This window comes from Mycoplasma marinum (genome assembly GCF_004335975.1).
GTDB classification, from domain to species: Bacteria; Bacillota_I; Bacilli_A; order Mycoplasmatales; family Metamycoplasmataceae; genus Mycoplasma_K; species Mycoplasma_K marinum.
Window position 1 is genome coordinate 1 of sequence record NZ_PSZO01000016.1, and the last position, 26,739, is coordinate 26,739.

At 28.6% G+C, this 26,739-nt stretch carries 21 protein-coding genes; 9 read left to right on the forward strand and 12 right to left on the reverse strand.

Annotation, left to right across the window (positions count from 1 at the left end; translation table 4 throughout):
• Nucleotides 1–226: 226 nt before the first annotated feature.
• Both C4B24_RS03270 and C4B24_RS05250 read right to left on the reverse strand, forming a co-directional pair.
• The gene (locus C4B24_RS03270; RefSeq protein WP_131599331.1) at nt 227–1,330 is read right to left on the reverse strand and encodes a DNA cytosine methyltransferase; all 1,104 of its coding nucleotides are present in this window, start codon (nt 1,328–1,330) and stop codon (nt 227–229) included.
• The gene (locus C4B24_RS05250; protein WP_131599333.1) at nt 1,323–2,411 is read right to left on the reverse strand and encodes a DNA cytosine methyltransferase; all 1,089 of its coding nucleotides are present in this window, start codon (nt 2,409–2,411) and stop codon (nt 1,323–1,325) included. The genes C4B24_RS03270 and C4B24_RS05250 overlap by 8 nt, the downstream gene beginning before the upstream one ends.
• A 91-nt stretch (nt 2,412–2,502) precedes the next feature.
• Between C4B24_RS05250 and C4B24_RS03280 the strand changes: the two genes are divergently transcribed.
• A complete protein-coding gene (locus C4B24_RS03280) occupies nt 2,503–3,567 on the forward strand; it encodes a hypothetical protein (protein ID WP_131599335.1) in 1,065 nt (354 codons plus the stop codon).
• Nucleotides 3,568–3,574: 7 nt separating this feature from the next.
• Here the strand turns inward: C4B24_RS03280 and C4B24_RS03285 are convergent, their stop codons facing one another.
• Entirely contained in the window at nt 3,575–5,755 is a 2,181-nt protein-coding gene (locus tag C4B24_RS03285) for a DUF262 domain-containing protein (RefSeq protein ID WP_168388341.1), read from the reverse strand.
• A gap of 328 nt (nt 5,756–6,083) precedes the next feature.
• On the opposite strand from C4B24_RS03285, the gene C4B24_RS03290 reads away from it, so the two are divergent.
• Nucleotides 6,084–6,278 (forward strand): hypothetical protein, encoded by a 195-nt coding sequence (locus tag C4B24_RS03290; protein ID WP_131599339.1) that lies wholly within the window; start codon nt 6,084–6,086, stop codon nt 6,276–6,278.
• The gene (locus C4B24_RS03295) at nt 6,272–6,682 is read left to right on the forward strand and encodes a transposase (protein ID WP_131599341.1); all 411 of its coding nucleotides are present in this window, start codon (nt 6,272–6,274) and stop codon (nt 6,680–6,682) included. Before C4B24_RS03290 ends, C4B24_RS03295 begins: the two co-directional genes overlap by 7 nt.
• Before the next feature lie 109 nt (nt 6,683–6,791).
• Here C4B24_RS03295 and C4B24_RS03300 read toward each other — a convergent pair whose 3' ends face one another.
• Complete coding sequence (locus C4B24_RS03300; RefSeq protein ID WP_131599343.1) at nt 6,792–8,756, reverse strand: hypothetical protein; 1,965 nt, start codon at nt 8,754–8,756, stop codon at nt 6,792–6,794.
• Between the two features lie 120 nt (nt 8,757–8,876).
• On the opposite strand from C4B24_RS03300, the gene C4B24_RS03305 reads away from it, so the two are divergent.
• A complete protein-coding gene (locus tag C4B24_RS03305; RefSeq protein ID WP_131599345.1) occupies nt 8,877–10,013 on the forward strand; it encodes an AbiH family protein in 1,137 nt (378 codons plus the stop codon).
• Nucleotides 10,014–10,175: 162 nt separating this feature from the next.
• On the opposite strand, the gene C4B24_RS03310 is transcribed toward C4B24_RS03305, so the two are convergent.
• Nucleotides 10,176–12,008, reverse strand: coding sequence for an AIPR family protein (locus C4B24_RS03310; RefSeq protein ID WP_131599347.1), 1,833 nt, complete (start codon nt 12,006–12,008; stop codon nt 10,176–10,178).
• A 139-nt stretch (nt 12,009–12,147) separates the two neighbouring features.
• Between C4B24_RS03310 and C4B24_RS03315 the strand changes: the two genes are divergently transcribed.
• Complete coding sequence (locus C4B24_RS03315) at nt 12,148–13,077, forward strand: ComEC/Rec2 family competence protein (RefSeq protein WP_131599349.1); 930 nt, start codon at nt 12,148–12,150, stop codon at nt 13,075–13,077.
• 305 nt (nt 13,078–13,382) lie between these two features.
• Here the strand turns inward: C4B24_RS03315 and C4B24_RS03320 are convergent, their stop codons facing one another.
• The 4 genes from C4B24_RS03320 to C4B24_RS03335 form a co-directional block, all read right to left on the reverse strand.
• Nucleotides 13,383–14,144: a toll/interleukin-1 receptor domain-containing protein gene (locus tag C4B24_RS03320; RefSeq protein ID WP_131599351.1), complete on the reverse strand. Its 762-nt coding sequence runs from the start codon at nt 14,142–14,144 to the stop codon at nt 13,383–13,385.
• Between the two features lie 193 nt (nt 14,145–14,337).
• The gene (locus C4B24_RS03325; RefSeq protein ID WP_131599353.1) at nt 14,338–15,192 is read right to left on the reverse strand and encodes a hypothetical protein; all 855 of its coding nucleotides are present in this window, start codon (nt 15,190–15,192) and stop codon (nt 14,338–14,340) included.
• The gene (locus C4B24_RS03330; RefSeq protein ID WP_131599356.1) at nt 15,174–15,908 is read right to left on the reverse strand and encodes a DUF2971 domain-containing protein; all 735 of its coding nucleotides are present in this window, start codon (nt 15,906–15,908) and stop codon (nt 15,174–15,176) included. The genes C4B24_RS03325 and C4B24_RS03330 overlap by 19 nt, the downstream gene beginning before the upstream one ends.
• Complete coding sequence (locus tag C4B24_RS03335; protein WP_131599358.1) at nt 15,901–17,037, reverse strand: hypothetical protein; 1,137 nt, start codon at nt 17,035–17,037, stop codon at nt 15,901–15,903. The genes C4B24_RS03330 and C4B24_RS03335 overlap by 8 nt, the downstream gene beginning before the upstream one ends.
• 32 nt (nt 17,038–17,069) lie before the next feature.
• Here C4B24_RS03335 and C4B24_RS03340 point away from each other — a divergent pair, with 32 nt between their 5' ends.
• Nucleotides 17,070–19,994, forward strand: coding sequence for an SIR2 family protein (locus C4B24_RS03340; protein ID WP_131599360.1), 2,925 nt, complete (start codon nt 17,070–17,072; stop codon nt 19,992–19,994).
• A gap of 326 nt (nt 19,995–20,320) precedes the next feature.
• Nucleotides 20,321–20,566, forward strand: a complete 246-nt coding sequence (locus tag C4B24_RS03345) for a nucleoside triphosphate pyrophosphohydrolase family protein (RefSeq protein ID WP_131599361.1) — start codon at nt 20,321–20,323, stop codon at nt 20,564–20,566.
• 615 nt (nt 20,567–21,181) lie between these two features.
• Here C4B24_RS03345 and C4B24_RS03350 read toward each other — a convergent pair.
• The 3 genes from C4B24_RS03350 to C4B24_RS03360 are packed head-to-tail and all read right to left on the reverse strand — an operon-like array spanning nt 21,182 to nt 24,855.
• On the reverse strand, nt 21,182–23,236 hold the full coding sequence (locus C4B24_RS03350) for a PTS fructose transporter subunit IIABC (protein ID WP_131599362.1): 2,055 nt from the start codon (nt 23,234–23,236) through the stop codon (nt 21,182–21,184).
• Nucleotides 23,237–24,151, reverse strand: a complete 915-nt coding sequence (locus C4B24_RS03355) for a 1-phosphofructokinase family hexose kinase (protein ID WP_131599363.1) — start codon at nt 24,149–24,151, stop codon at nt 23,237–23,239. It abuts the gene before it with no gap.
• Nucleotides 24,151–24,855, reverse strand: coding sequence for a DeoR/GlpR family DNA-binding transcription regulator (locus C4B24_RS03360; RefSeq protein ID WP_131599364.1), 705 nt, complete (start codon nt 24,853–24,855; stop codon nt 24,151–24,153). Before C4B24_RS03360 ends, C4B24_RS03355 begins: the two co-directional genes overlap by 1 nt.
• A gap of 75 nt (nt 24,856–24,930) precedes the next feature.
• Here C4B24_RS03360 and C4B24_RS03365 point away from each other — a divergent pair, with 75 nt between their 5' ends.
• Together C4B24_RS03365 and C4B24_RS03370 are read left to right on the forward strand one after the other, a co-directional pair.
• A complete protein-coding gene (locus tag C4B24_RS03365; RefSeq protein WP_131599365.1) occupies nt 24,931–25,347 on the forward strand; it encodes a hypothetical protein in 417 nt (138 codons plus the stop codon).
• Nucleotides 25,348–25,904: 557 nt separating this feature from the next.
• On the forward strand, nt 25,905–26,321 hold the full coding sequence (locus C4B24_RS03370; RefSeq protein WP_131599366.1) for a GNAT family N-acetyltransferase: 417 nt from the start codon (nt 25,905–25,907) through the stop codon (nt 26,319–26,321).
• Nucleotides 26,322–26,739: the final 418 nt, after the last annotated feature.

A 26,739-nucleotide genomic window follows, 5' to 3' on the forward strand; every position in this document is an offset into this window, starting at 1 on the left:
TCTTTCTTCGAAGTTAATTTGTTTATAGTGTTTTTTAGTTGTATAATTCATATGGTCTCCTCATTTAGTCGTGTAGGGACTTTTCATTTGCCTATTTTGAATAATTGCATATGAAAAGTGCCTCACTTAAATTTTAACTCTAAGTGTTGCACTTTAAATTTCAATCGAGGACTTACAACATGTAAGTTTAATATTTTTCGTTGTTTGATATTGGTAAAAAAAACTTTTACAATTCCTTCAATAAACTCCTTCATATCGACATCATTACATCAACAACAATTGAATTACCTGCTTGTTTATATCCCCTAAGACGAGAGTCATGTATTATAAATTCGTCTGTGAATCCCATTAATCTAGTCGCCTCTCTAGGAGTAATCATTCTCAAACCTTTTTTGGTTGTAATATAATTATCAACACTGGCTCTGTGCATTTTATGCATGGTTGCAAGTATGGGTCTAGCAATGGGTAGGTCTGTAGCTATTTTTGAGAAATAATTTTTTGTTCCTGGACTCATGATATGTTTAATAACTTTTTCGGACGGATAATATTTATCATCAATTGAAAGAGTTCTTTTTGATGTTTTTTTAATATAAATCGATCCATTACTATCAAATGAAAAGTCGCCCATTTTTACTTTAGACTCCAAGAAGTCTTGCATTGTATATTTAAGTTCTACTTCTTCTTCAAAAGTGAAATCATTCCTTTTTTTGATCCCCACAACAAAAATTCGATTTCTATTTTGCGGAATGCCATAATTTTTAGAATTGATTTTCTTTCAGTGGAGGTTATACCCCAAACTCTCAAAAATACTTCATATTATTTTTCACGTCTTGCCCTTGTCATGCGTCAGCAACCCCGCAACATTTTCGTATATAAATGCTTTAGGTTGCGCTTGAGATATAATTCTTGCAAATTCATAAAATAAAGTACCTCTCGCATCTTCCAAACCTCTTTTGTAACCAACTGCTGAAAAAGCTTGACAAGGAGAACCTCCAACTATAACATCTACCTTGTTTTTATATTGTTTTCCATCCAATAAGGTAACATCGTGATGGAAATCATTTTCATCTAATTCATAGTTTTTAAGATAACTTTCTTTTACAAAATTTCTTTTTCTTTTATTGATTGCTTCATCAACCACTAATTTTGCTTCCGAATATTTTCCTTGATTATTCAGTAAAGTAACTTCTTTAGAGACATCAGCTGTTAATTCAACTTCGCCATTATCACAAGCAAATACGATATCGTGCTCAATTCCAAGCCTTTTCAGAGCTCATTCTGGAGCCCCTATTCCACTAAAAAGAGTTCCTACTGTTAATTTTTTATTCATCGTATACCCCTGTTTTTATTATTTCTTTCATAATTTCTTCCAATACATTAACAACTATAGAGTTACCGGATTGGTGATACATTTCCTTGTCTGGAACCTCTATTTTAAATTCATCAGAAAACCCCATTAATCTAAGGCATTCTCTCGGAGTGAGTTTTCTAACTACACCGTATTTGTCTTTGAAATTACCTTTTCAAATTCTTGCATCTTCTTGGATTCTTTTCGGAATTTTTGTTTCAAATCTCATATCACCACATCAATTAAATTGTTGGTTGGCAGCTTGAGTTCTCGATATCGTTGAATTTATGCTAACTCTTTTCTTTAAAGACATTGGTTTTGTGGTTCATTTGAATCCTTTTTCACCGTGATAATACTTATTCTCTATTGAAGATTCCAAAAAGTCTTTAGTCTCTTTTTCCAAAGTTATTTCCTCTGGTCAATTAAATTCTTCATTTGCTAAATCCTTTCTAATACCCACTACAAAAACACGCCTCCTATTTTGAGGAATCCCAAAATGTTTCGCATTTAATACCGAATATTTTCAAACATAGCCCAATTCATCAAAAGTTGCTCTGACAACATCTCAAGTTCTGCCGGAATCATGAGATAGTAAACCAGGTACGTTTTCATAAATAAAAGTTTTTGGATTCATTTCTTTCAGTATTCTTGCATATTCATAGAATAAAGTCCCCCTAGTATCTTCGAATCCTAGTCTTTTCCCACTAATTGAAAACGCTTGACAAGGAGAACCCCCAACTAAAATAGAAATATCCTTATAATCAGATCCCTTTATATATTTAACATCATATTCAAAATTTTCAACGCTATAGTTAGCTAAATAAGATTCTTTTACGAAATTCTTCTTTTTAAGCTCTTCGTACATCGTGTTGATTTCCATTCTTTTTTCTTTGTTTGTTTTATCTTTTGTTAAAAACTGTATTTGTTCCTCGCTAAGAGGCAAAGAAAGTTCGCCATTATCGACAGCTAGTATGATTTCATGTTCTATATTCATTTTTTTAAGAGCTTGTTCAAAAGCTCCTATTCCACTAAAAATTGTGGCAACTCTTATTTTATTTTTCATAAATATAATCTTAACATAAACCGGACATATCCGGGCTTTATTTTTTATAATAAAAAGTCGTATAATATATATAAATTAGAAAAGAGGTATTATGAAATTTACAGAAAAAGATATTACGAAAGATGCAGACGCATTAGCGTTATTATTGAGATTAAATTTACAAATAAGGGATGTTGATTTTATTTGAAGTAAAAAAATGCCTGCAGCAGATTTAATTCAAAAAAATAAACCCAAAAAGGCAGGGGGTCATACTTCACATATAGCCGTAACGTCTTTATCAAAAAAATATTTTGATAGAGTGGGTATGTTCTTAGATACACCTTTTTGAGGTAACGTACCAATCAAAGTTTCAGATAAAATGATAGAAGACTCCAGTTCCCAAATCTTTTTTAAAAAAAGTACAATGGCAATATCAAATGATGCCAAAAAGGCACAATACAAAATAGGTAAAAGATCTGAAAATGGGTTGTTATTCAATAATTTGAGAGATTCAATTTTTATTGAAGATCAATTTGTTGTAGTGAAAACAAAAAATGATGTTTTAGTTATGGCATTCAAAAACGGAGAAGAGCCCTTAATGAGCAATACCATATATACCAATACTTTATTTTCGAATGACGATGTTGAAAATGCCATAAACCTAAACCACATTAAAGAAGATAAAATTCAAGATTCGGGGAATATAGTTGCAGCAAGTCCTTTTGCGCTTGAAAATATAACATCTATTTTTGAATATGATTCCTCAGAAAATTCAGAACCTCGTGAAAATAAAGATGATCCCGAAAAAAAACAAATAACTATTCAAAGAGATGCCGATTTAAGCACTTATCATGAAAAAATGAAAAAAGTTATAGTTTCGTATCACAAAAATAGAGGATGATTATCAAAAGAAGAATATGATAATATTGACATAGTATTATTTAAAGATGATTTATTGAAAATCATTGAAGTTAAATCCGCTACAAATGGCAAAGATTCTATATACAAGGCAATTGGTCAATTGCTATATTACAAGGAAAAAATTTCTCACAAAATAAATTTAGAAGGCATTAAGATAGAATTGATTATTTGCAGTCGAATCAAAGGAATTGATAGTTATTTTGAATCTGTTTTAAAGAAAAATTCCATTGAACACATATCTTATAATGAATTTTAAATCAAATTTATCCATAACATTCCTTAACATATTCCTCAATTAAAGAAATGAGTTTTTCACGCTCTTTTCCAATGATTTTTTTGGTTTGTGAATTTTTAAGTTTAATTCCAATCATGTTAAAAGTACTTTTCTGAATAAACCCATTTTTTATATCGCCATTTGTTAATTCAGCTTCATTTCTTTGGCCGGATATGCCTTCTAATAGGTATCTCCTTAAAGCTCATGTTGCATATTCCTTTGTAAAAACTCTCATCTTTACTTTGGGTACAGATTCACACTTTTCTGCGTACTCAAAAATCTTATGGTTATAATTACTTTTTAAAGAGTTCCACTCAACAACGCCCTCTTCAACTCATTTTTGTACTTTAGATTCACTTGACGATTTTGGAGTTTTGGACACTTTAGCAATTACTAAATCCTCATCTTGGAAAAACTCATTAAAAAGGCCCAAAAATTGTTCGACTATTAATAAATACCTTGCCTCTAACATCTCCTTGTTATATTTTGGGAAATCCAAGAATATTTTATTTATGGAGAATTTATCATTTCTTATGAAATATTCCCTTTTTTTATCATATGTTCAATTTGAAACATATTTATTGGCCCCATCACTAAGAACAGTTAAATTTAGAAACTTATTTCTATTAAGTGCGAATTTTTCCATGTCATCACTACCGTATTCAAGATGCCACCCAGAAGAGGGATTTTGAGGAAATATGTGTTCAATTTCTATATTCAAACCTAAATCCAACACTTCGTTTTTATTAGAATTTAACTCCGAAGCAATTAAAATATTTTTAATGGCTTCCTTGTCTTTGTTGTAGTCCAAATCCCTCATTTTAGATAGCACTTCAAATTTATTCGGAGTTCTTTGATTTTCATTTAATTCTGCAAACGTGTATTTGGCGAAGTCCGTTATTGACCCACCCGGATGCTTTTCAATAAAATTTTTGAAAAAACTTGAAATGGATCTAGTTAGGTTTTTGGAACCTCTACCAATTGATTCCCTACTCAATTTATAAAAAGTGATGAATTTAGCTATTTTCATTTCCTTATACTTGTTTTCTGAATATTCACAACTATTTTTGATGTACTTTAAGTGCATTTGAAGATACATAGGAAAAAATTGATTTTGTTTTGATATTACTTTTTTGTAAAAGTGTTCCCTATTATCTTTTGATTTAACACCTATATTCGGAATTGTCTTAAATGTCTTTCATATTTCAGAAATTTCAGACATTTCTTTAAGAAAAGCTCCAAGTGTCTCACTCGATCACTTATTTCCATTTTGTTTAATCAATAGTTTTTTTATCTCAAAGTAAACAGGATAACCTTTTTTAACTAGACCGACATTAAATTTATGATCTAAAAAATATCTTAAAAAATCGTTCTTTTCCTTTTTAATTTGTCCGTCATCTTCTCCTGGAGTAAAATTTGAAATAATATTTTGTTCAATTATTTCCTCAAAAATTGATTCATTGTTTTTAATTTTTTCTCGAGTAAATATTTCTAAATTATGTATATCTTTAAAAACAAAGTTTTTAAATAAATCTCATGTTTCTAATTTCTCACCCGTAGAATTAATACTTTCAAAAAAATCACTTTCATCTTCGTATTCCCTAAGATTTATTTGTGATATATATAAATTTTTAATTGCTTCTTTAAGTTCTATAAATTGCTCCCTATCAAATTCTTTATTCATTCATTTTCTAATATCTTCAAACGTTTTTACCGCCATTGTAAATTCTTTTGACACTATAACGTTATTGCCATAATCAAAAATAACCTTTAACATGTCATCATATTTTTTATTATTTGATTGAATCCTAATATCTTTCCCAGGAGAAAAATATATATCCTTCATGATATCTTCGTGAATTTCATTCATAACTTTACAAATCATAAATAATGTAGTTATTCTCTGTTGTCCATCAACAATAGTAAAACTATGTTGATATGAATTGGCAGTTTTTTTAAAAACCATAGAACCAATAAAATATTCTTGTTTTTCTCCCTTTACTTTTTTTGTTTCTCTATAAGAAAATAGTATATCGCTTACTAATTTTTTTATGTTTTCAATTTTTCAAACATATTTCCTTTGATAAATAGGGATTACAAATTGAAGTAATGTTGGCTCTAATAATTCTTCATAGACATTAGCTATGTGTATTTTTTTATTTTTTTGCATAAAAAAATTATACATTCTTTCAAATATTTTTATCGCATTATCGCTTAATTTAACTTTTTTATAATTCGAGGAATCATACTAAGCATCTATTTCTATTCAAATTCTATTTATTTGTAAATATCCCAATAAAATGTTGAATAAAATCAAAACTTCTTTATTTGGAAATGCCCATTAAGCAGCAGATCCTAAATGATTTAATCTTTGGTTTCCTTACCCAAATTTAAAATTATATCATCAATAAAAGCATTATATTTATGGTTCAAAAAGACTTTCCAAAGTTTTGGAGTCTTAGGATGTAATAATTAATGATAGAACACTCAGAAGATATATGAATAGGTGGAATTTACAGACTAAGACAAGAAAAGCGAGAAAGAAATCAGAATCTAAAAATACAAAAGTTAAATATGTTGATTTAGTCAATAGGGATTTCAATTCGGTGGAAGATAACATAGTCGCCACTGATGTTTCTTACATTCCGGCAAGAGTTAAAAATAATAATATATATATTTATCGGTGGTGATAAGTCGTAAAACTAAACTAATTGAATCTTGACACCTATCAACGCATGATGATAATCAGCTAGTTATAGATGCATTCAATAAACTAAAAAAGAGAGAGAAGGACTTCATCATGCACTCTGATCACGGTTCTCAATATTCAAGTAAATTTGTTAAGAACTCTTCAAAAATTAAGTATTCAATTTCCATGGGTAGGATTGGTAATTCTTTGGGTGATAGAGAAGTTGAATATTTCTTTGGATGCTTGAAAGGTGAATATTTAAAGCGATTAAAACTTGAAAAATGTCTTTTGAAGAATTTCATAAACATATCAAGCGATACATCAAATGATATAATACAAAAAGAATACAAAAAAGATTGCATTGAAAAACGTCAGCAAGTACTAGCGCTTATGCAATCTAAAATGTAGAATTTATTTGTCCACGTTTAGTTAACGATCTAAGATTAAGAAGACGGATCATTAGATAAAAAAGAACCTTCAAGGTTCAATATTGGAATGAACGTTTTAGTTCATTTTTTTATTTTTTTATAAAGGAAGGATATTTTTGTTTAATCCATTCGTTAAAAGTAATTTCTTGGCCATCAACATACATCATTTCACCCGCAAAATTATTGTAAACATTCTGGAGATTTACTCCTTCAACACTCAAAATCAGCATAATCATTTCTTCGGAAATGAAATTTTCTTTTTTTCTTGAGTAATATACAGTAGTTTCAAATCAAGTCTTGTTAATCATTTTATTATTAAAAAGATCCCTAATTTCATCTTGAAATCATACTTTTAAAAAGTAAATGAATGAAAAGTTTGTTACAATTGAATGAGAATCTTGTTTGAAAATTTGAATCATTTTAGTTTTTGTTAATTCTCTTCTTATTTTTTGGAACTCCGCATCAAAAAAGTCTTTAAATATTTTTACTTCGCTGCTTTCGATATAAATAACTACATTATTTTTAAAACATATATGTCGCGGATTTATTATGTCGCGTTTCTTTTCACCCGACATATATTTATCAATAACACCCCCAGCAAGTTCTTCTAAAAATTCATAACGCCTCATTATTCCAGAATCCTTTAAATTAATTTTTTCAACAAAGTCAGCAGGACTTAATTTTTGAATAACGGAATTCAAAATATTAGAAGAGTAAAATTCTTCAAATGCAGTTGTTGGCATTAATTCCACAATTCTCTTAAGGGATCTTTCGCCAAAAAGACCTTTATATTGTTGCTTTCTAAAGACATCAACAGCACGAACAAAGGATAATTCATGTATCTCATTGGCTGTTTTATATATTGTTTTTAATTCATAATCAAAGAAATATAATTCTTTATTTTCACTTGAAAATCACAAAGTATTATATGAAACTAACCTTGACTCCATAAAAGATGTAATTACTCTTGAAATCTGTGAATTATCGTTTTTGATTCCTAACGTTTCAAGTGTCACCTTATCAAAACTCTCTTTAAACTCACCCATACCCAACATGAAAGATGGTTGATTAATGTTGTTCCTACAAAAATTAGGTTCATGGAATATTTTCTTAGCCATAATAGGATCCAAAATTCTTATTAATAATATAAAGTAATAATCATGCATATCCATTTCTAATTTTTCAACAATGGGTAGTGCGTCTAGAAATATTCCATTTATTTTTTTCAATGTTCTAAAATTAGAAAATTCCGCATTTTGTAGTGTATATATAATTTCTTGCATTTTATCCTTCATATTAGGCATTTCTTCTTCAAAAAAATTGTGCAATTGTTGTCGTGCTACATATTCAATGTTGATGGTGGTTGTGGAGTATTTTTCAAAAATTTTGAATGGATCTTTTAAGTCACGCCCATACTCTTCTACATACCTTTCCGCAATATTTTGAGAATCAAAAATAAAAATTATTATTTTATTCTTTGAAAACTTATAAGAAAGTATTTTTTCAAAAGAGTTAAATTTAATCCTATCCAAGTTATCTACAATTATTATTTTGTGCTTTATTTTAGAAATATGCAATACAAGGAACATTAACATCAACATCAGGGGAGGCATTAAAATTATCAAACCCATGTAATACCATTTAGAAATTTCAAACGCTAAGGGAATAATAGTTACAATAGCTAAAAGAATTGCAATGATTCCAGCAAAAGAAATTATTTTCTTATTTTTTATATACAACACAGATAATCAATCTCAAATTTTATTTTCGCTAAAATGTTTTGCTTCTTTTTTTATGCTTCCAATCCCCTCTATTTTGGCAATAGTCTCCTCATGAAACATGTCTTGATTTGCATCAATATACTTAACAGGCGCCTTCTTGTTTTTGCAACCCTCAACACCCTCTTCATTGAAACAAAATCCCCCTTTTATTTTTTCAGCAAATTTTCTTACCATAGTTGTCTTACCAACACCAAAATCTCCCGATACAATTATTCTATTATTGTCTTTTTTAGACACTTCTTTTATAAGTTGTTCTATTTGTTCTTTATACATAGGAAAATTATATTCTTTTTTATACATATATTTCAATATATGAAACCCGGACATAATTTATGATATTTATAAATAACAAAATCCAGCACCACGAGAAGTGGATAGTAATATAATTATTTTATGAAAAAACAAATAAAAAGAATAATAATTATTGGCAATGGAATGGATATTGATCATGGTTTGCGAACAAATTGAAGAGAAATATTCGATGAGAATTCAAGGGCTGCATTGAGTGGAATAAGTTCAAAAATGAATTTTCTTTTTTCTAAAAATAGAGTAAATAATTGGTGAAATGATTTTGAAAAAGAGTTGGGCTTTTCGGTAGCGATTTGAAGATCAGCTTTTACGGAAGAACAAACACTGCCCGCGGAAGTTCATCAATTAATTTCAAGAAGAGGTGTGCCAGAAGAAAGAGGATTAGTCAAGAATATGTTCTTAAACTTATTTAATAAATTTAAAGATAAATGGAATACTACCACTGACAAGGAAAAAGATAGGTATTGCGAGGAACATTCAATTAATGATTTAACAATCGAAATAAAAAAAATTTTAATTAGAAAAATCAAAGAACAAATCACAGAAGCGAACACAAAACTAAAAATCAAGGCAAAATATATAAACCTTTTTGAGAAAAAGAATTATTTCGTTGTTAATTATAACTATACTGAATTTTATTCTAAACAACTAAAATATTATGACAAAAATGAAGCTGTACATATACACGGAATCATTGATGAGTCTACACCAAATAATTTCAAGATGATTGCTGATGGTTTTATCCCTAAAAATGTGGAGCAAATAAAATTAGGATTATACCAATTACCTATATCTTCATTGAATATTGAAAAAAAATTAAGTGTTGTTAATCTAGAAGAAACTAAAGAAAATAGAAAAATTTTAAATTATTTCTTAGATAAAATAGGTTTTAATAATTTATTTTTCAATAAATCTACAGGTGGAACTATAGATGTTGGCAAAGATTTTTCAAAGGTTGATGAAGCATTGGTGATTGGCCATTCACTTTCTGGAAATGACCTCCCTTATTTAAGGGAGAAAATACCTAATATAGATTTAAATAAAATTAAAAAGGTTATTTACTATTCTTATTTTGATAATAGCAATGCATTCGATCAAGAAAAAGAAATATCTAAAATTACCAAAATTTTTCCTAATGTTGAAAAAATTAAAATACATAACAACAATGAATACTCCACTTGAAAAACAACCAATATAGACATTAATCAATTTAACAGTTAATTAAATAAATCCAATTCCAAAAACCAAGCGAATAACGCCTGGTTTTCATCTCCCTATTCCTTTGCCTGCATAAACCCAAAGCATTAGCCCTTAAAGGCCTTAAAGCATTAAACATAATAAAGATACTAACTACGAGTAAATAAAAAAATAGAATAAATCTACTTATTTTAAAAATTCTTTATTTTTAATATACTCTTCAGTTTCAGAAAGATTGTATTCCGTAAAAATTCTATCTATTAAAAATGGGATGTGTTTTGCTGATTTATATAAGTTATTAGAATCAACATCTTTAGGTTTAAAATATTCTATAAAGGATACAAATTTTTCTATTTCAATCCCATAACCGTTTTGACCATATTTTTGCATTACTAAAGCTAAGTATATTAATAAATCAAGTGATTGAACTTCATTACCCAATTCTTTCTTCTTGTTTCTATAAAATAGTTGAAGAGTGGCAATATTTACCAATTGCTCAGAAAGGTCTTCAGGAGATTGTGTATTAAATAATTTAGAGTATGTATATAACGCACTATTTTGCCTAGGTTTTTGAAGTCCAATAATAGAATCAAATACCTTACCAATAGAACCTCTTTTTCATGCTTCACCACTAAGGAATATATAATGCATTTTAACTAATTCATTAAGAGTGATTTTAGGCAATTTGCTTAACTGCATTGAAAAATCTGATACTCCATCTCTATATGAGTAATTTATCCCTATTCTTAGTAACTTTTGTTGAAGGATCATGTTGAATTTTCTAGTTGATAGTAGATCTTTTGCTTTAATGGCATTTTGTGAGTTTGATGCATTGGAAATTGCATTATAAATCTCATATTTACTTTCATCAGAAGCGTTAGAAGGAACCATATAAGCTTTCATAAGTATCCTTGCTTCAAAATATTGCTTAGGCATTGCATTTTCTTCGCTGTCATAATAGTGTTTATATAGTGTATTAGAGGTTTGCTGACCATTTATTATTTTAATATTTTCAAATTTTATATTAGGTTCGTTATTTGAAATCGATATATCAATCTTATCAACTATTGCAGTAATACCATTATTAAGCATTAAGAAGTGTTCGGGATTATCCAAAATAGAATTTATTATTGAATCTGAAACTTTATTTTTACTTTTCTTTCTATCCCTAACATTCAGTGTAAAAAGTGAATCAATAGTTCCGTGTTCATCTTTTACATCACTTATAAATGAAACTAATTCAGAAACTTGAATAGGTACAACGACAACTCTTCCATTATTCGCATTTTTAGATGAACCCTTGACATCAATGTATTTCATTTGATTATCATTGAAATCACTTTTTACAGTAAATAAATTGCTATCTGAATAGTTTTGGAACTCCATGAATTTTATTTTTGAAAATATTGATGGTAAACCTCATACATTGTATTCAGAATTATTTTTTTCTATTGTGCCATGATAATCATTATTTGTAATTCATACAATTTTTTTAGAATAAACATCTCGTATATTTTTTTCTTTTTCTGAACTATAAAATTTATTTTTAAAATCCCCACAAATATATGCCGTAAGAGATTTGGAAATACCACTTTTCAATAAGTTTGCACTATCTGAATTAATGAAATATTCATATATATTTTCCGCAGTAGTTTTTGTTTTAGATAACTCATAATTAGTAGAGTTAAATTTATTCATAAAAATAATAAACTCTTTCTTATTCTCATCTAAAAATACATTGTTTATAATATCGGAATCAACAAATCATCATTTAAATTTTGATTCTTTTGAATCATTCAATAAATGAGCCACAAAATACTTAAATAATTCTCTAGGATTATTCATTATGTCTTCACTAAATTTCCCATTATCCTTTGTTCCACCAGTTGCATATTTATAAAATGCTCCTTTAGGTGAAATGCTTTTATTAAATATACTTTTTTGAACATTGTACTTTCACACTTTCTTAACTTCTTCTTCAAATGCTTTATACTTTCTTTTTCTTTCTAAAATTGTCATATCTCTCCCTTAACTTAATAAAATTAGATCACATTTCAGATCCAAGGAAACATTTTTTAATTTTTTCAAAAATAAAGGCATGCAATTTTTAATAATTCAAATTAATATTTTATAATTAAGAAGTTAATTAGGAGGATAAATGGAAACTATAAATAGCAAAGTAATACCAATAAAGTTTGATACTGAGGAAAACACACTTTATTTCGATAAAATTAAAGATGAATATATTGATACAAGTAATTTCCGCTACTTAAAAGAAACTGAAGCAGAAAGCTTTGCATCATATAAAATTAATTTCAATACCCCCTCAATAAAAACAGGTAGGGCTCCACTTGATGCGTTCATTAGAAAGATAAAACAAAAAGTAAATAAAAATCAAATACGTTTTGGTGTTCCAATAGGATTGGATTTAAAAGAGTTTAAAATCAAGAATTATGATTATAAGGAATTAAAAGAAATGAGATTGCACCTTGATGCATTTAATTTTACATCAACGCCACCTATCACAGCAACCAAACCAAGCAAAGTAAAATTATTAAATGTAGGTCAAGGATTGTCCGTGTACGATGAAAACAATTCTTTCATCATGGATGTTGGTGGAACTATTAAATACTCCAATTTTAAAAGTCAAATAAAAATTAAAAAATATACGGTGGTAATTTCACATTGACATTATGATCACTATAAATATTTAAAGGATATGATTGATGATGATTTGGTGGAGAAAATAATATTTCCTAACCTGATGTATAAATCTTCAAAAATAAAAAAATTTATAAAATATTTAAAGAGTTTAGGCATCCCTTTTAAACAAATGGATATTGGAGAAAAAATAATAGAGGGAGCTTGAACAATACAAGCCCCCAAAGAAACCAGTGCATACAAGGATCCTAACTTAAGTTCTCTAATGACATATAACGATACATGAATGCTAACTGGAGATCAATCTTATAAAAGATTTAAAATAATATGGATGGTGTCATCAAAAATAATACACACTTGCAAGTTCCACATCATGGGAGCGCTAGTGCGGCAACCTCACACCCTAATAAGGAATGACCAAACTTAAAATCCAAGGTAAAGAAAGCATATATAAGTTGTGGCAGGGTTAATAGGTATAATCACCCCCACTCAAAAATAATGCTCTACTTCGGCATCAAAGTAGTTGTGGTTACAGAATAATTCAAAAACCAAGCGAATAACGCCCGGTTTTTATTTCCCTATTCATTTTCACACAAGATTCTCATTTAGTCATGTAGGGAATTTTATTCATCTATTTTAGATATTCGCATGTAAAAAGCACCTCACTTAAATTCCAACTCTAAGTATCGCGCTTTAAATTTCAATCAAGAATTACACAAAAAAATGTGATTTTTATTTATTTCTTATGCATTTATAAAATTTACCAGTGATTTCTAGTATTGCAAAATCTAAAATTCATTCTGGCTTGATGTTTATGTCTTTAAGTTCAATTCCTATGGGTCTATTGTTGCCTATATATTGTAATTGTTTGATGTTTATATCCAACACCTTTGTTCCATTTGGTAATATCCTCATGTTTTTTTCATGTTCAAGACCCCCGAATGATACTAAACTTCCATTATTTTTGGCTATGCCTTCATCAGTTAATAACAATCTTATTTTTGGTAAAATTATATTTCGCTTGGAGTCTATTTCCAAAATGCCACCCTCAACTTTTCAAAAAATTGGTAAATTGGGCTGCTGATAATTCAATCTTTCATTTTCTATAAAACTTAATATTTTTTTAACTGTTGTTTCTGGTGTTTCATCAAAAGATTCAATCCTTAACTGCGAGTCAATCGCTCAATTTATAAACTTACCAGGAGTAAGGTAAACTGGTATCAATTTAAATGAATCATCATTAACATCTCTATGCATCGCAATTGAAAATTCTCTTTTAACAGCTTTAGATTGCTCAGAATCAAAAGAAGGAAAAATTAGGAAAACATCTGAATTATCAATACCATTGGAAATTTCTTCCCAAATATTCCCGGGATTAGAACATCGATTGTATTTATATACAGACTTGCCCTCATTACTCAATAGTTCATAAATTTTATTAACATATACTTCATCTTGAGATGAATAACTTATAAAATAATCATATTTTTTCATAATTAAATTATATATTAATTATTGATATTGTTATTTTCAATAAAGAATAATGGATGCATACAAAGATATAGCAACCAATAATGAATATTAAATAGGGAAATGGGAAGTAATGCTTAAAAAAATAAATTTAAAACAAAATCATAAATAAGTGTTTTGTATGATATTAGGAATACTTATATTTTTAGTTGTGTGTTTATTTCTCATTTTTATATTTTGGATATCTCGCTTCGAACTCTTCCATCGTTAACAAATTGTTATATTGAAGCGGATTTCTAGAGTATTTAATTATTTCCTCAATTTCTATTCCGCCATATAACCCTATTTCAACTATAATTGCATTATTTGTCGCCACGTTTTTCTTATAGAAAATTGAATCAGTGAATATTTTGTTATATATTTCAAGAGCTTTTTTAGAAACTTCTTTTTTAGTTCCTTTATTTAGATCCTTTTTATTTAATATAATTTCTCTTAAATAATTATATCTTGTATTTAAATTTATGAGTTTGCTTCTTGGATACATCAATATACAATAATTAAACACCAAATGAAAAATACTTATACATGCAAATGGAATCACTCATTTTTGAGTTCCCAACTCATGCGACACTACCAGCATTCAAATTAAAATAGCAATTGTTAAAAGTAAAACAATTCATTTTAGAACTTCTTGAAATATTCCGAAAATTCGTCACTTATTTTGTCTTGAATTTTTAAAGTTTTCAAAGACTTGCGCCTGGTATTTCCAACCATCTCTAATTGATATTCTTTTTTCATCCATTGATAACATCGACCCCGTTGCTAGCAATGACAAAAGTACATAAGAAGCAAGATTTAAGTTATTGTGAAGGCTTATCCCACTATCTTTATATTTAATTAAAAAGATAATTCCAAATATTGTCGACAATACGTAAAATAAATAAATTGAAAATGAATGCAGTCTTATCGCCCTTGAAAATGAATTAGCATTAAAATAAAGGTTTTTTATAAAAGATGCAGACATCAAGGCAAAAAATATTCCGTATATTCCTATTATTGTTGTGTATTCCATGCATTCTCCTTTTTTGTATGGTGTAGAGTTTTATTTTCAACGATCACTCGCTTATTGTGGTTTCTACTACTGATTTCTTTTCTAGTTTTGGAGTCACCCACTCTTTTGGGTTCAATATTCAATAGAAGTAAATGTTTGAAGCTGTTTGAAGGTATGTATGAAAATTCATCTTCATTTATTAAAATCATCCTATACTCCTCTTCATCTTTTCAATAATTAAGTTTGCAAAAATTCATAAATATTTCACATAACTTATTTACTTGATATTCTTCTTCCAAATCCTTTAATATTTTTTTAATTTCTTCGAATTCTTCTAGATAAAATACTGGACCAAATAGTATTGGATGTTCAGAAGTAAGTCTATCAATCTCCTTCCAACCAATCGTTTGCATAATAGCTTTGGGTTCATCTTCATTCCCATAGGCTTGCCACATTTGTATATTATCTATTTTAGTTGTTCAACAATAAGTTGGAAATGTTGATTGTTCATTTGGATCGTTTGATTTATCCATCTTTTGAAAGTATAAACTAAATCCACTTTCCAACCCTTTTACATAAACATCTTCTTTCATATAATGTGCAAATTCAAGGATATTTAAGTCTAAGTAATCATTTAAAATTGATTGGATGACCATAGCTTGCTTGTGTATACTTTTATCTTTTTCTAAAGAATTAAAGAGTTTCTCTTTGTCTAATGAAGTGAATTTTTTATACATGTCAATTCATTTCCTTCATCAATGACTTGATTTCCTCAACTCTCAAATATGTTTTGCGTTCAACTTCAAATTTACCATTAGAAAGAAAGGTGAAATTGAAAATATCCCCATTTATTGTAAAAGCGCGCTCACCATTCGTAGGAATCGAATTCTTGTACAACACATCCTCTGCTTGTGAAGAAAAAAGTGCATTTGCATTATTTAATCCACCATTTTGTGAGTGAAAAATATGTTTAATGTTATTTGCTTTGAAGTTATAGTAAAACATTGATGCTAAAAAATGAATCGCTATTTCTTCTGGGTCTTCTTTTATATTTTTATTTTCAAATGCTTCAATAGAGGCATTGAAAAGATTGACAATATTGATAATTTTTCTAGGTAATCAGTCATTGATCATTTCCTTAATAAAGTATATATTCTTCAAGGGGAATTGAAGTTGAGCCTCGTCTACAAATATCTTAAATGAATTCACTGCATTTAACCGAACCTTGTATTCTGCATATTTTTCAATCTCGTTCACATTGTCTTTCCCAAAAATTCTTTTTCTATCAGAAATTACCCAAAGTAAAATGTTCCTGTTGGAAGAAATGTTATTCCCTATTGAAATCATCAAAAATTTAGCAAATGATTTATCAATCCTATCCAATTCATCGAAAATTATTAAATTCTTGTATTTATTCAATATTTTCTTCAAAGATAATAATTCTTTTTCAAAGTTAATTAGATGGTTATTTTTTCTTTTTAATATATTATTTACTTTAGATAGTTGCAGTGATAGTTCGCCCACCTCATTTTCATCTTGAAAACTTTCCATTATTAAAGTTATGATTTTAGAAAAAACATTTAACTTGTTATCGCTATACATTTCTAAAATTGTTGCATCAATGTATGTTATTTTTCAATTTTTTAATCCAAGTTGGTTTTTGTATTTTTTTAAATATTTGGCAGCTTCCGTTTTTCCGTATCCAAAAGACTCTTCAATAAACCCCGTTTTAAATTTATTTAATTTTAAAAATCGTGAAATTATACTTGCATTTTCGTGTGTCGTGGTTTCTTTGTCAAAGTGTTTAATATAGTCTATATTTTGGTCTTCTTCAATATATTCATTGTAATTAATTTTTTTATTCATGAAGTAATTATATAATCAATAAAAGGAGTTGTATGACAAAAAATAAAAAAATACTGCAAGCAATAAATGAAGTCACTAAAAATATTAATTCACCAATTAGAAATAAAAGGTTAACTTTCTTGTTTGGTTCTGGAATTAATTACAATATCGCCAGGGGAGCGATGAATTGAGATCAATTAAGCGAGCAATCATTCAGGGAATATATTAGCAGCACCAAAAAGAGGTATTCGAAATTTGAGAAAGGATTGGTTTCAAAGGGTATTATTGAAAAAATAGGAGATCCGAAAATGCTACTTTCTTTCAATGAAGAACGACCTATTTTAAATATTGATCCGTTACCCCATAGTAAAAATGTTTGATTTGTTAAGGGTTATGATAACTTATTTAAAAAATTAGGGAATAAACTAAAAATCATGACACTAAATTATGATTTGGTTTTAGAAAATATTTTCAATAGAACGTCCATTAATTTCATCGAGGATAAACCCATCAAAATTGATAAAGATATAATTCATTTACATGGCGTTGTAGATGATAAAAGACAAATAAAAAAACCTTCATTATTAACAATGGGAGACTATGTTCAACATTCTTCGAAAGTTGAAACTAAAATGAGGGGTTTGTTGATGTCTGACAATAATGAAAAAGATGATTTTATAGAGACAATTATAATAATTGGCTCATCCATGAGAGAAGAACACCTATTAAGAGTGTTTAAAGACTTTAAAAGGGCTGATGAGTTAAAAGAGGTGATATTGATTGTTCATGAACCAATCGATAAATTTTATATCGAGAGATTTAAAGAAATATATAGAGAAATGGGCATTAAGGTTGTTAACATTAATTTCGGAAACGAATATAAGAAAGACCTTAAAACTTTTTGAGAGGGAATAAGTAAAAAAGTTAAAACTAGTGACTTTGGTGTAAATTTTGCAAAATTATCCAAAAGAAAAGATTTAATTGATAATGAGTTATATTATAGAATAAAACCTAAGTTAGGAAAATTTAAAACTCAAATTACACTAAGGAGTTTTTATGAAATTCTAGATTGAACAGATAAAGATAACCCCGCTTTAATTAGACCTATTTTTTGACTGGAAAAAAATGATCAAATTTTAGAGAGAGGATCTTTAAAAAAATTCATGTTGTCAAGCACCACTTTCCCAATTGGTTACTTACATATGATTTTAGACGAAATTAATACCATTCAAGAAATTCACGAAATTTTAAGAAAGATAGAGCCAATAATTGGTGAGTATGAATCATTTGGATACAATGATGCGAGTCATGAACTTGAAACATTCTTAGTAAAGGCAATTAAGAAAATTAATTTAAAAGAATTACAACAATATCCCAATATATTTAACCACTTAGCCAATGCTACTCTGAGTCGATTCAGTTATATAGATGAGAATTTAAAAAATGCAATAATAAATACCTTTACATTTTCTGAATTGACTAAAAAGATTAAGAGAGAAATTTATTTAGAAGAGGTACCTGATAAAAAATCAGATATTTATAAGTTGTATGAAAATGATTTTAAAAATAATAAGCAGCCATTCGCTTTTGATGATTTCGATGATTTTGAAGGACTTAAAAACTTCATTGATAACCACTATACTACTTATAAAACTTGAAGTATTTTACTAATTTTTAAATTTAAGGAATATGAAGATATTGTGTTGAAAAACATTGATAATTTAATTTATGAGATGTCAGAAATAATGGAAAGTAATTTTAAGAAATTTTGATTTATTCATCAGTTGTTGTATTTCGTTTTTATAAACTCTTCAAGAGAGGTGGAATATTTGAAAAAAATTCAAAAATTCAATTTAGAGTTAGAAGTTTTCCCCTCTGTCTTAGACTTTCTTGGGCATCGCGGCACTGATACAACCTCATATTCCGCATATGATAACACACTGATAAATTCACAAACTCAGAAATTTTCTAATATGGAGGAGATTACCAGTATTTTAAGGAGTAAGGACTTTAGTTCCAAGACCGGAATGTCAATTAAGCACTATTTATTGGAGAAAATGAGCCTTAAATTGTATGGGCAGATTCAAGGTGATCCTTTTGATAAATTGAATCAGTTTGGAAATTTCCTGGCCAGTGAAAAATTTAATCATACATGCAAAACGTGGCAAGACTATATGGATTTTATTAAAATTAACAAAGGAGATCATTTTTCATGATTGCAGATTCATCCACCTAAAAATCCTTGGAAAAGAATCGAGGAAATTTGTAAATTTTTAGAAGATAAATATTCAAAAGATATATATGAAGAATTATTGATAATATGCAAAATACAAAAAGAATTGGGATATTATGATGCAAGTATTTGAAGTAGAAAAGAAGTTATTCACTTAATGAAATATATGAAGAAAAATCAAAGCGGTAGAGATTTTATCAAGGAGTTGCTTATCTCTAAAGTTAATTGGAAAGATGGAAGGATGGATAAATTATTGGAACAAAGCGCCGATCAAGTTGAAACCTTTGATGAATGAATTTTTTGTTTGTACAACAATTTAAATTTTAGTAGGCCTAATATAAAAAAATTATTACACATGCACAAGGAAAGTGAAGAAAAAATTAACCACACGTTTTTTAGAATTTGTGATTTCACAATAAGATTATCAAATGACAGGTCGATTTGGAATGAAGAATTTTTAGATTTAATTCAATATATTAAAAACACTAATAATGATAATGATTTTAAAAATGAAGTTGATCGCTTTATTGATCGTTGTTATGAAAAGATAATTCACAATAGTATATTTAAAGATGTCAACCACACAAAAGAAATTCCCGAAAGTGAAATCAACCTTTCAAGACTATTCAATGCACTACGGGGAGAAACAAAATTAGCAAAATACGATAAAAAATTTACAAATTATTCAGAAATGCGAAATGTAGTCCCCGTTCATTTGATATTAGATACGCATTTAATGTACTAAAAATTGAGACTGCGGGAATATTATTCATTGAAGAACTACTCAATTGAACTATTAGATTATTCAACCAATTAGACCCACATGAGATTGATTACACTAGAATTTCTGCAGAAGATTTTAAAGGAATGTTAAATTCTGAACAGGAACAAAGACTTAAAGAAGCTATCGAAAATGCACAAAAGCATACCAATGATATTTAAGTTAACTATTATCGCAAAACCAACCAATAATTTCAAGACACACTTCAAAATATCGATGATACAAAGATACTAACTATGAGTAAACAAAAAATAACATGAATCTATTTTAAGCAGTTATATAATATTTATATGCAAAACAAAATAAAACAAATATTAGAATCTTCCAATGATAAAAGCCAAGTTCTGCAAGCTGTTGAAGAACTTGCGGAATTAAGTCAAGCTTTAATAAAGAATGTAAATAGAAATAAAGATAACATAGATGATATTACCCAAGAAATGGCCGATGTTTTTATAATGCTTGAACAACTAAAACTTATATACAAAATAGATGATCAAGAGCTTAAAAAACAAATGGAATTTAAAGTAAACAGATAAAAAAGAAAAGGCCTTTTATAGGTATTGTTTTTATTGAATTTCAAAAGTAATAATTTAAATTGCAATAAAGAACCAAGCATTATTTGCTTGGTTTTCATATTCTTACATATATTTATTAAACAAACTTAAAATTAAATCTTAAACAAAATAAACATAATAATTATAAGTAAGAATTTCCGTAGCAAGAAGAATACAATAGAAATACTTATATTTAAGTTGTTTCTTTATTCTTCATAAACATTTGTGTATTATGTGCATTAAGGAAAAGAAGTTCCGTGTAGAGTTTACAATGATGAGCGAAGCCATCAAACAAACCGAAACACAAAACAATTATGTGATTCATAGTAAGAGTATTTATGTTTATACAGATGGTACTTTTTGTAAAGTTATTTTCTTTGACTAGTTAGCTTTAATATACCCATTATAAATAAAACTTATTACCCAAGTTTTTTTATAATCCAATTTATGATAAATAAGCTTTTAAATATTACTGTTTTTTATTCAATATAAAGAGAAATACCTCAAAATGTAAGCAAAAGATAAAAATTATAAAATTCGCAAAACAAAATAATGCGAATTATGTTATTTTTTATACAAATATTTATAACACTTTGGTTATTGTGCTAATTTTAATTTTCCTCTTTTAACATCAATTTTTCTTCATAGACCTAATACCATTCCACCTGAAACAGTACCAGCAACAAGAGCTAAAAATGCAAATAGGATTGCCATTCCAATTGAAGCCCCTTGACTTGCAAATAATGAAGTTCTTAATAATGCAAAGACAAATATACCACCATGTGGAGCATTAACTCCAACGTTTGTCAGACCAATGATTAACCCCGCTACCATTGAACCTATAATAATTGAAGGGATAACTCTTTTTGGATCTTTAGCAGCAAATGGGATTGCCCCTTCAGTAATAAAGAATAATCCAAGTAATCAGTTAGGATAAGCAGCAATTTGCTCTTTCTTAGTTCAAGCTTTATCTCTAAATACAAGCGTAGAGAATGTGATTGCCATTGGCGGAACCATGCCGGCAATCATAACTTCTGCCATAATAACAAATTCTGAGTGCGAACCATTTTGTAGTAAACCAGTTGCAAATACATATGCAGCTTTATTTACAGGCCCACCCATATCAAGTGCCATCATAAATCCAACAACAAGACCAACTAATCACAATAAGTTTCTATTACCCAAGCTTGTCAATCCTAGTTTTAGTCCATATGCAAAGTATGCCAATGGAATTTGTAGAGCAAACATAATTGTTCCAGTAATAATTACCGACAGTAATGGCATAGCAATAATCGAAACAACACCCCTGAAAGTTTTATTTACCTTTGCAAATGCATATTTTCTTAAAACAAATACAGCAAGAGCCGCCACATAACCACCTACCATTGTGCCAATGAATCCCGAACCAGCTTGAAGAACATCAGCAGGAACACCAGGTGTTAGTGATCCTCATAAATCGGATCAACCAGTACTTATATGCCCACCAGTAGCATTTACACCGTATAAGATTCCACCACCCGAAGCAATAAGTCCGGCAACGAACCCAGGAAGCAGACCTTCAGGTCCAACAATTGAGTAAGCAACATATGCGCCAAGCACAGGAACAAATATTCCAAAAGTTACTTTACCTAACCCAGCAAATCATCTTGAAATATTTCTTGTTACACCAAGATTGCCCCCAACAACACCCGAGTCTAATAAGAATGCTAATCCAATAAGAATACCGCCAGCAACAACGAATGGAAGCATTCTTGAAACTCCGCCCATTAAGTTTTTGTATACATTTTTAAATGCATTTCATTCAAGTTCTGTACTAGCTGCATTATTTGAACCTGAATCAGAAACAGAAATTTTAGTTGTACCTTTTTCTTCCAAACCTTCATTAATGACTTTTGGAGCATCGGCAATAACCGCCTTTGTCCCTACTTTCTTAACATTTCTGCCATTAAATCTTGACATACCGTCAATACCTTTATCAACAGCCAAGATAATCACATCGGCCGCATCTATATCTTCTTGTGTTAATACTCCTTCAGTTTGACGACCTTGCGTTTCAACTTTGATATTGTATTTCAGATTTTTAGCAGCATCCTCAAGATACTCAGCAGCCATATATGTGTGAGCAATGCCGGTAGGACATGCTGTAATGGCTACAATATTTTTAGCACCAGAAATAACCTTTGTTTCTTGTTTTTTAGTTTCATATGTTGAAACCACTTTAAATAGCTCCGTTTTATTCTTGGATTTGTTTAAATTTTTAATAAATTCACTATCCATCATCATTTTTGACAAATCAGCAAGCACTTCAACTTGTTGATTTGCATTTTCTTCACTTAAAGCTATTGAAAATATTGTATGAACAGGTTTATCATCCATTGAATTTCATTCAATACCTTTTTTTGATTTTGCAATAAGCACAACATTTTTCTCAACGTGTTTTGATTGTGCATGCGGAATTCCCAATCCACCACCAATACCAGTAGAAAATTGTGACTCTCTATCTTTTAAAGCTTGTAAAAAAGCTTTTTCATCATTGACAAATTTTTCTTTAGTTAACTTAGCGGCAATTTCTTTTAACACTTCTTCTTTTGAAGTGGCTTTTAAATTAAAAATAATTGCTTTTGAATTAAATAGTTTATTTAATGTAGACATTTATCTCTCCTTTATTAAAATTTTGTTTTTGTAATCCATTATTTCTTTTTTAGTTGCAATACCTGCAACCGATGCCGTGGCCGTACCTGCGGCAGAGGCTAATTTTAATGCTTCATTTACAGAAAATTCTTGACTTATTCCTGCTACAAATGCAGAAATCATAGAATCTCCAGCACCAGAACCATTTACTTCTTGGATAGTTACACCATTTATTATTCTTTTATTCTTATTTTCATCAATGTATATAGAACCACTTTTATCAAATGAAACAAGAACTCTTTTTGCTCCAGATTTAATTAATTTTTCGGCATACTTAAATGATTCTTCTTTTGTTTTAATTGAACAGTTAAATAACTCTTCAAGCTCTTTACGATTTGGTTTAATTACTTCAGGCCTATATTTAGTTAATTTAGTTAAGTGATCTTTAGATAAATCAAAAACTAACTTAACTTCATTGTTGAATGCCCTTTGAATAATTGTTTCTAAATCTTTAAATGTGAATCCATTAGGCAGCGAGCCCATTACTAATAATGTATCTTGTTTATCCATAGTATCGAGAATTCCAAATAATTCAGACTTAACTTGTTCGAATTTGATTGGTTCTCCACTTACGTTCATCTCGTAAGTATCTTCGAAACTAGCTTTCACGTTTATTCTAGTATTAACGCCTGAATCAACTTTAATATATCCAACACCCTTGCTTTTAACTAAGACTTCCAATTGCTTCCCAATCATTCCCCCAGCAAGAAAAATTGTTTTATTTTCAATACCTAAATTATTCAAAATAATTGAAGCATTTATACCCTTGCCTCCAGGCATTAATTCAAATGAATCGGTCTTTTGGTGATTACTAATTTCATCTTGAAAATTCATAAAGTAATCAACAGCAGGATTTAATGTTAATGTATAGTGCATTATTCCACCCCCTTTTCTGTAATCAAGGTTACATTATCCCTTGTGCCAAAAGAATATTGAGCAGCTTTTGAATCAATCTTATATGAACCTCCAACCAAGTAAATACCTTGCTTTTTAGTTGAATTTGCAACTGATTGCTTGACAAAAGCTTCTTCAGAGTTGGTTGTTGAGAAGTTTCCATCAACCATTGAGTTAAAACCTAAAAATGATTTAGAAAAATTGATTGTTTCTATGTATTTAATTGTTTCTATGGATGCGGCACACAATGTATTCTTATTAATCTTACCCGGCACAAAAACTACCTCGGGTTTATAGTCTGGATTTATTAGACTGGATACAAGTAGATTGTTTGTATAAATAATAATTTTTTTATCATGTAATTCTTTAGCTATTTTAAATGTAGTTGTTCCGCCATCTATGAATATAACTTCACCCTCTTTAATTAATTCACTAACAATTTTAGCTATGTTCCCTTTTTCAGTTTTGTGAGTTTTCGTTCTCCCTGTTGCTCACGATTCTCTATGCGATTCCCTAATTTTTACTTCACCAAAAGTTTTGGTAATTTCACCATTTTCCTCCAATTCTGATAGATATCTTAATAATGATGTTCTTGGGATGTTTAATTCTTTCTGTAAATTTGTAACTGAGACCATTTTTCTTTCTTTAATAATGTCTAGTATTTTTTTAACTTTTTCAATCTTCATATTCTAATTTTACCACAATTTTTCACAAATAACCAATTTTAACCACTTACATCTTTTTAAGTATATAATTAATATATGACGAAGTTAAAAATGAAAAAAAATAAATACAACCCAAATAGGAGAGGTGCAAAACAATTAGCATTTAAAAGATTGAAGAGATTCTTTATATTTGTCCCAATCTTTTTATTGTTAGAACTATTATCTTACTTATTAATATATTTCCTTAGTGGTTTAGGAGTGTTAAAATATGCAGCAATACTAATTGTTGCAATGCACATATTGGTAACCTTAACTTATATGCTTATTTTCGATTTTGGTGCGGCTAAGCAAATTAAAAAAGCTGACTTTGTTTTGAAGCGAGTTGATGCGAATATTGAGCAAAATCAAACATTCTACGTTGCCTTAAGATATTCAGGATTTGCTAGATTATTATTTAATGTAGCGATAATTGCAATTCACTTGATTTTTGTTCTAATAGTATTTTTCGTGTAAAACACCCTTCAAGCAGGGTATTTTTTGAATCTAAACTCAATAGTTGTTGATATTTTTCATTCGTACAGGTTTTTTTAATAAGGTTAGATAATATTCAAAGAATAGAAAAAAGTGATACTTTTTACAAATCTTTTTCTTGAGTAAACTCAAAGCATTAAACACATAAAAATACCAACTATGAATAAATAAAAAGAATAAATCCGTTTATTGTTAAGGTGCAATTTGAATCTAATTCGCTTAATATATTAATCATTTATTCTTTTTTTAAGCTTATTAATTTTCTTGTTTTTTCCAATTATTGTATCATTCTTGCTTTAGCCGTTCTTGGTCCAACATATCTCAGATTTTTAATGCCACCTAGTTTTAACTTCTCTGGACAAGTTTTACTTGTGCCATACTTGAAAATTTTATTTCTCTCCTAGGGTTTTTGAATACCTCTTGGAGTCTCACAAAAATCATCTTGAAGACGCACAAATTATTACAAAGCCCTAGAAATATAAAAGTTCATTTTTCATAATTATTTTTAAAATAGTGCTCAATTAATATATTATTATTTTATGAATATATCAATAATTAAAAAAGAGAATATCGACCCAATAAGAGGAAGAGACATAATTCGTTTTGCTATAAAACAAAATCACGCAATAGTTGGTAATGTAAAAATCAGAAAATGATTCAGGGGCGATCGCAAAAAACAAGAAGTGGCAATAATGGATTCAATTGAAATAGCAAGAATTGAAATAAATAAAAAATACAGAAAGAAAGGGGTGGGCACGGAGGTTTTGAATCTAATTTGTAATGATAAATTCCCGAAAAAAGTTATATGATTACAAGCTAAGAGGGGTCGAATAAATTTCTTTAAAAAAAGAGGTTTTATAGAATTACAAGCAGGTCCATCACCATATATTGAGAAAATGGATGATACAACTTATATGCAAAAGGGTGGAGAAGCAAGGGCCATAAAAATATATTAATTATTAAAAGAAGTGACAATGACAAAAGTTGAATACTTAAACTTAAAAAACATCTCCCTAATTTCTTTTGTAAGTAAAAACTTACTATTATTAAGCAATATTAAAAATAAGCATCTTTTCCTACATAAATCTAAGCATAACTCTTAAATCCTTAAACATAATAAAGATATGGATATAAGTAAACATTAATTTAACAAGGACAACAAAAAATTAATTTATGCATTATAATTTCCATAATGTAGCGTTACATCTCTATAAAAAACTAAAGGGGTAAACACAATCTTAAAAAAGACCCTTTATAGGTCTTTTCATACAGGTTGGTAGAGTAGCAAATTTTGTGTAAACTTAGTTTTCATGAAATCTCACTACTTCCTATGTTGTAATTTTATCTTAACATGAAAAAAGAGCATAACGAAAA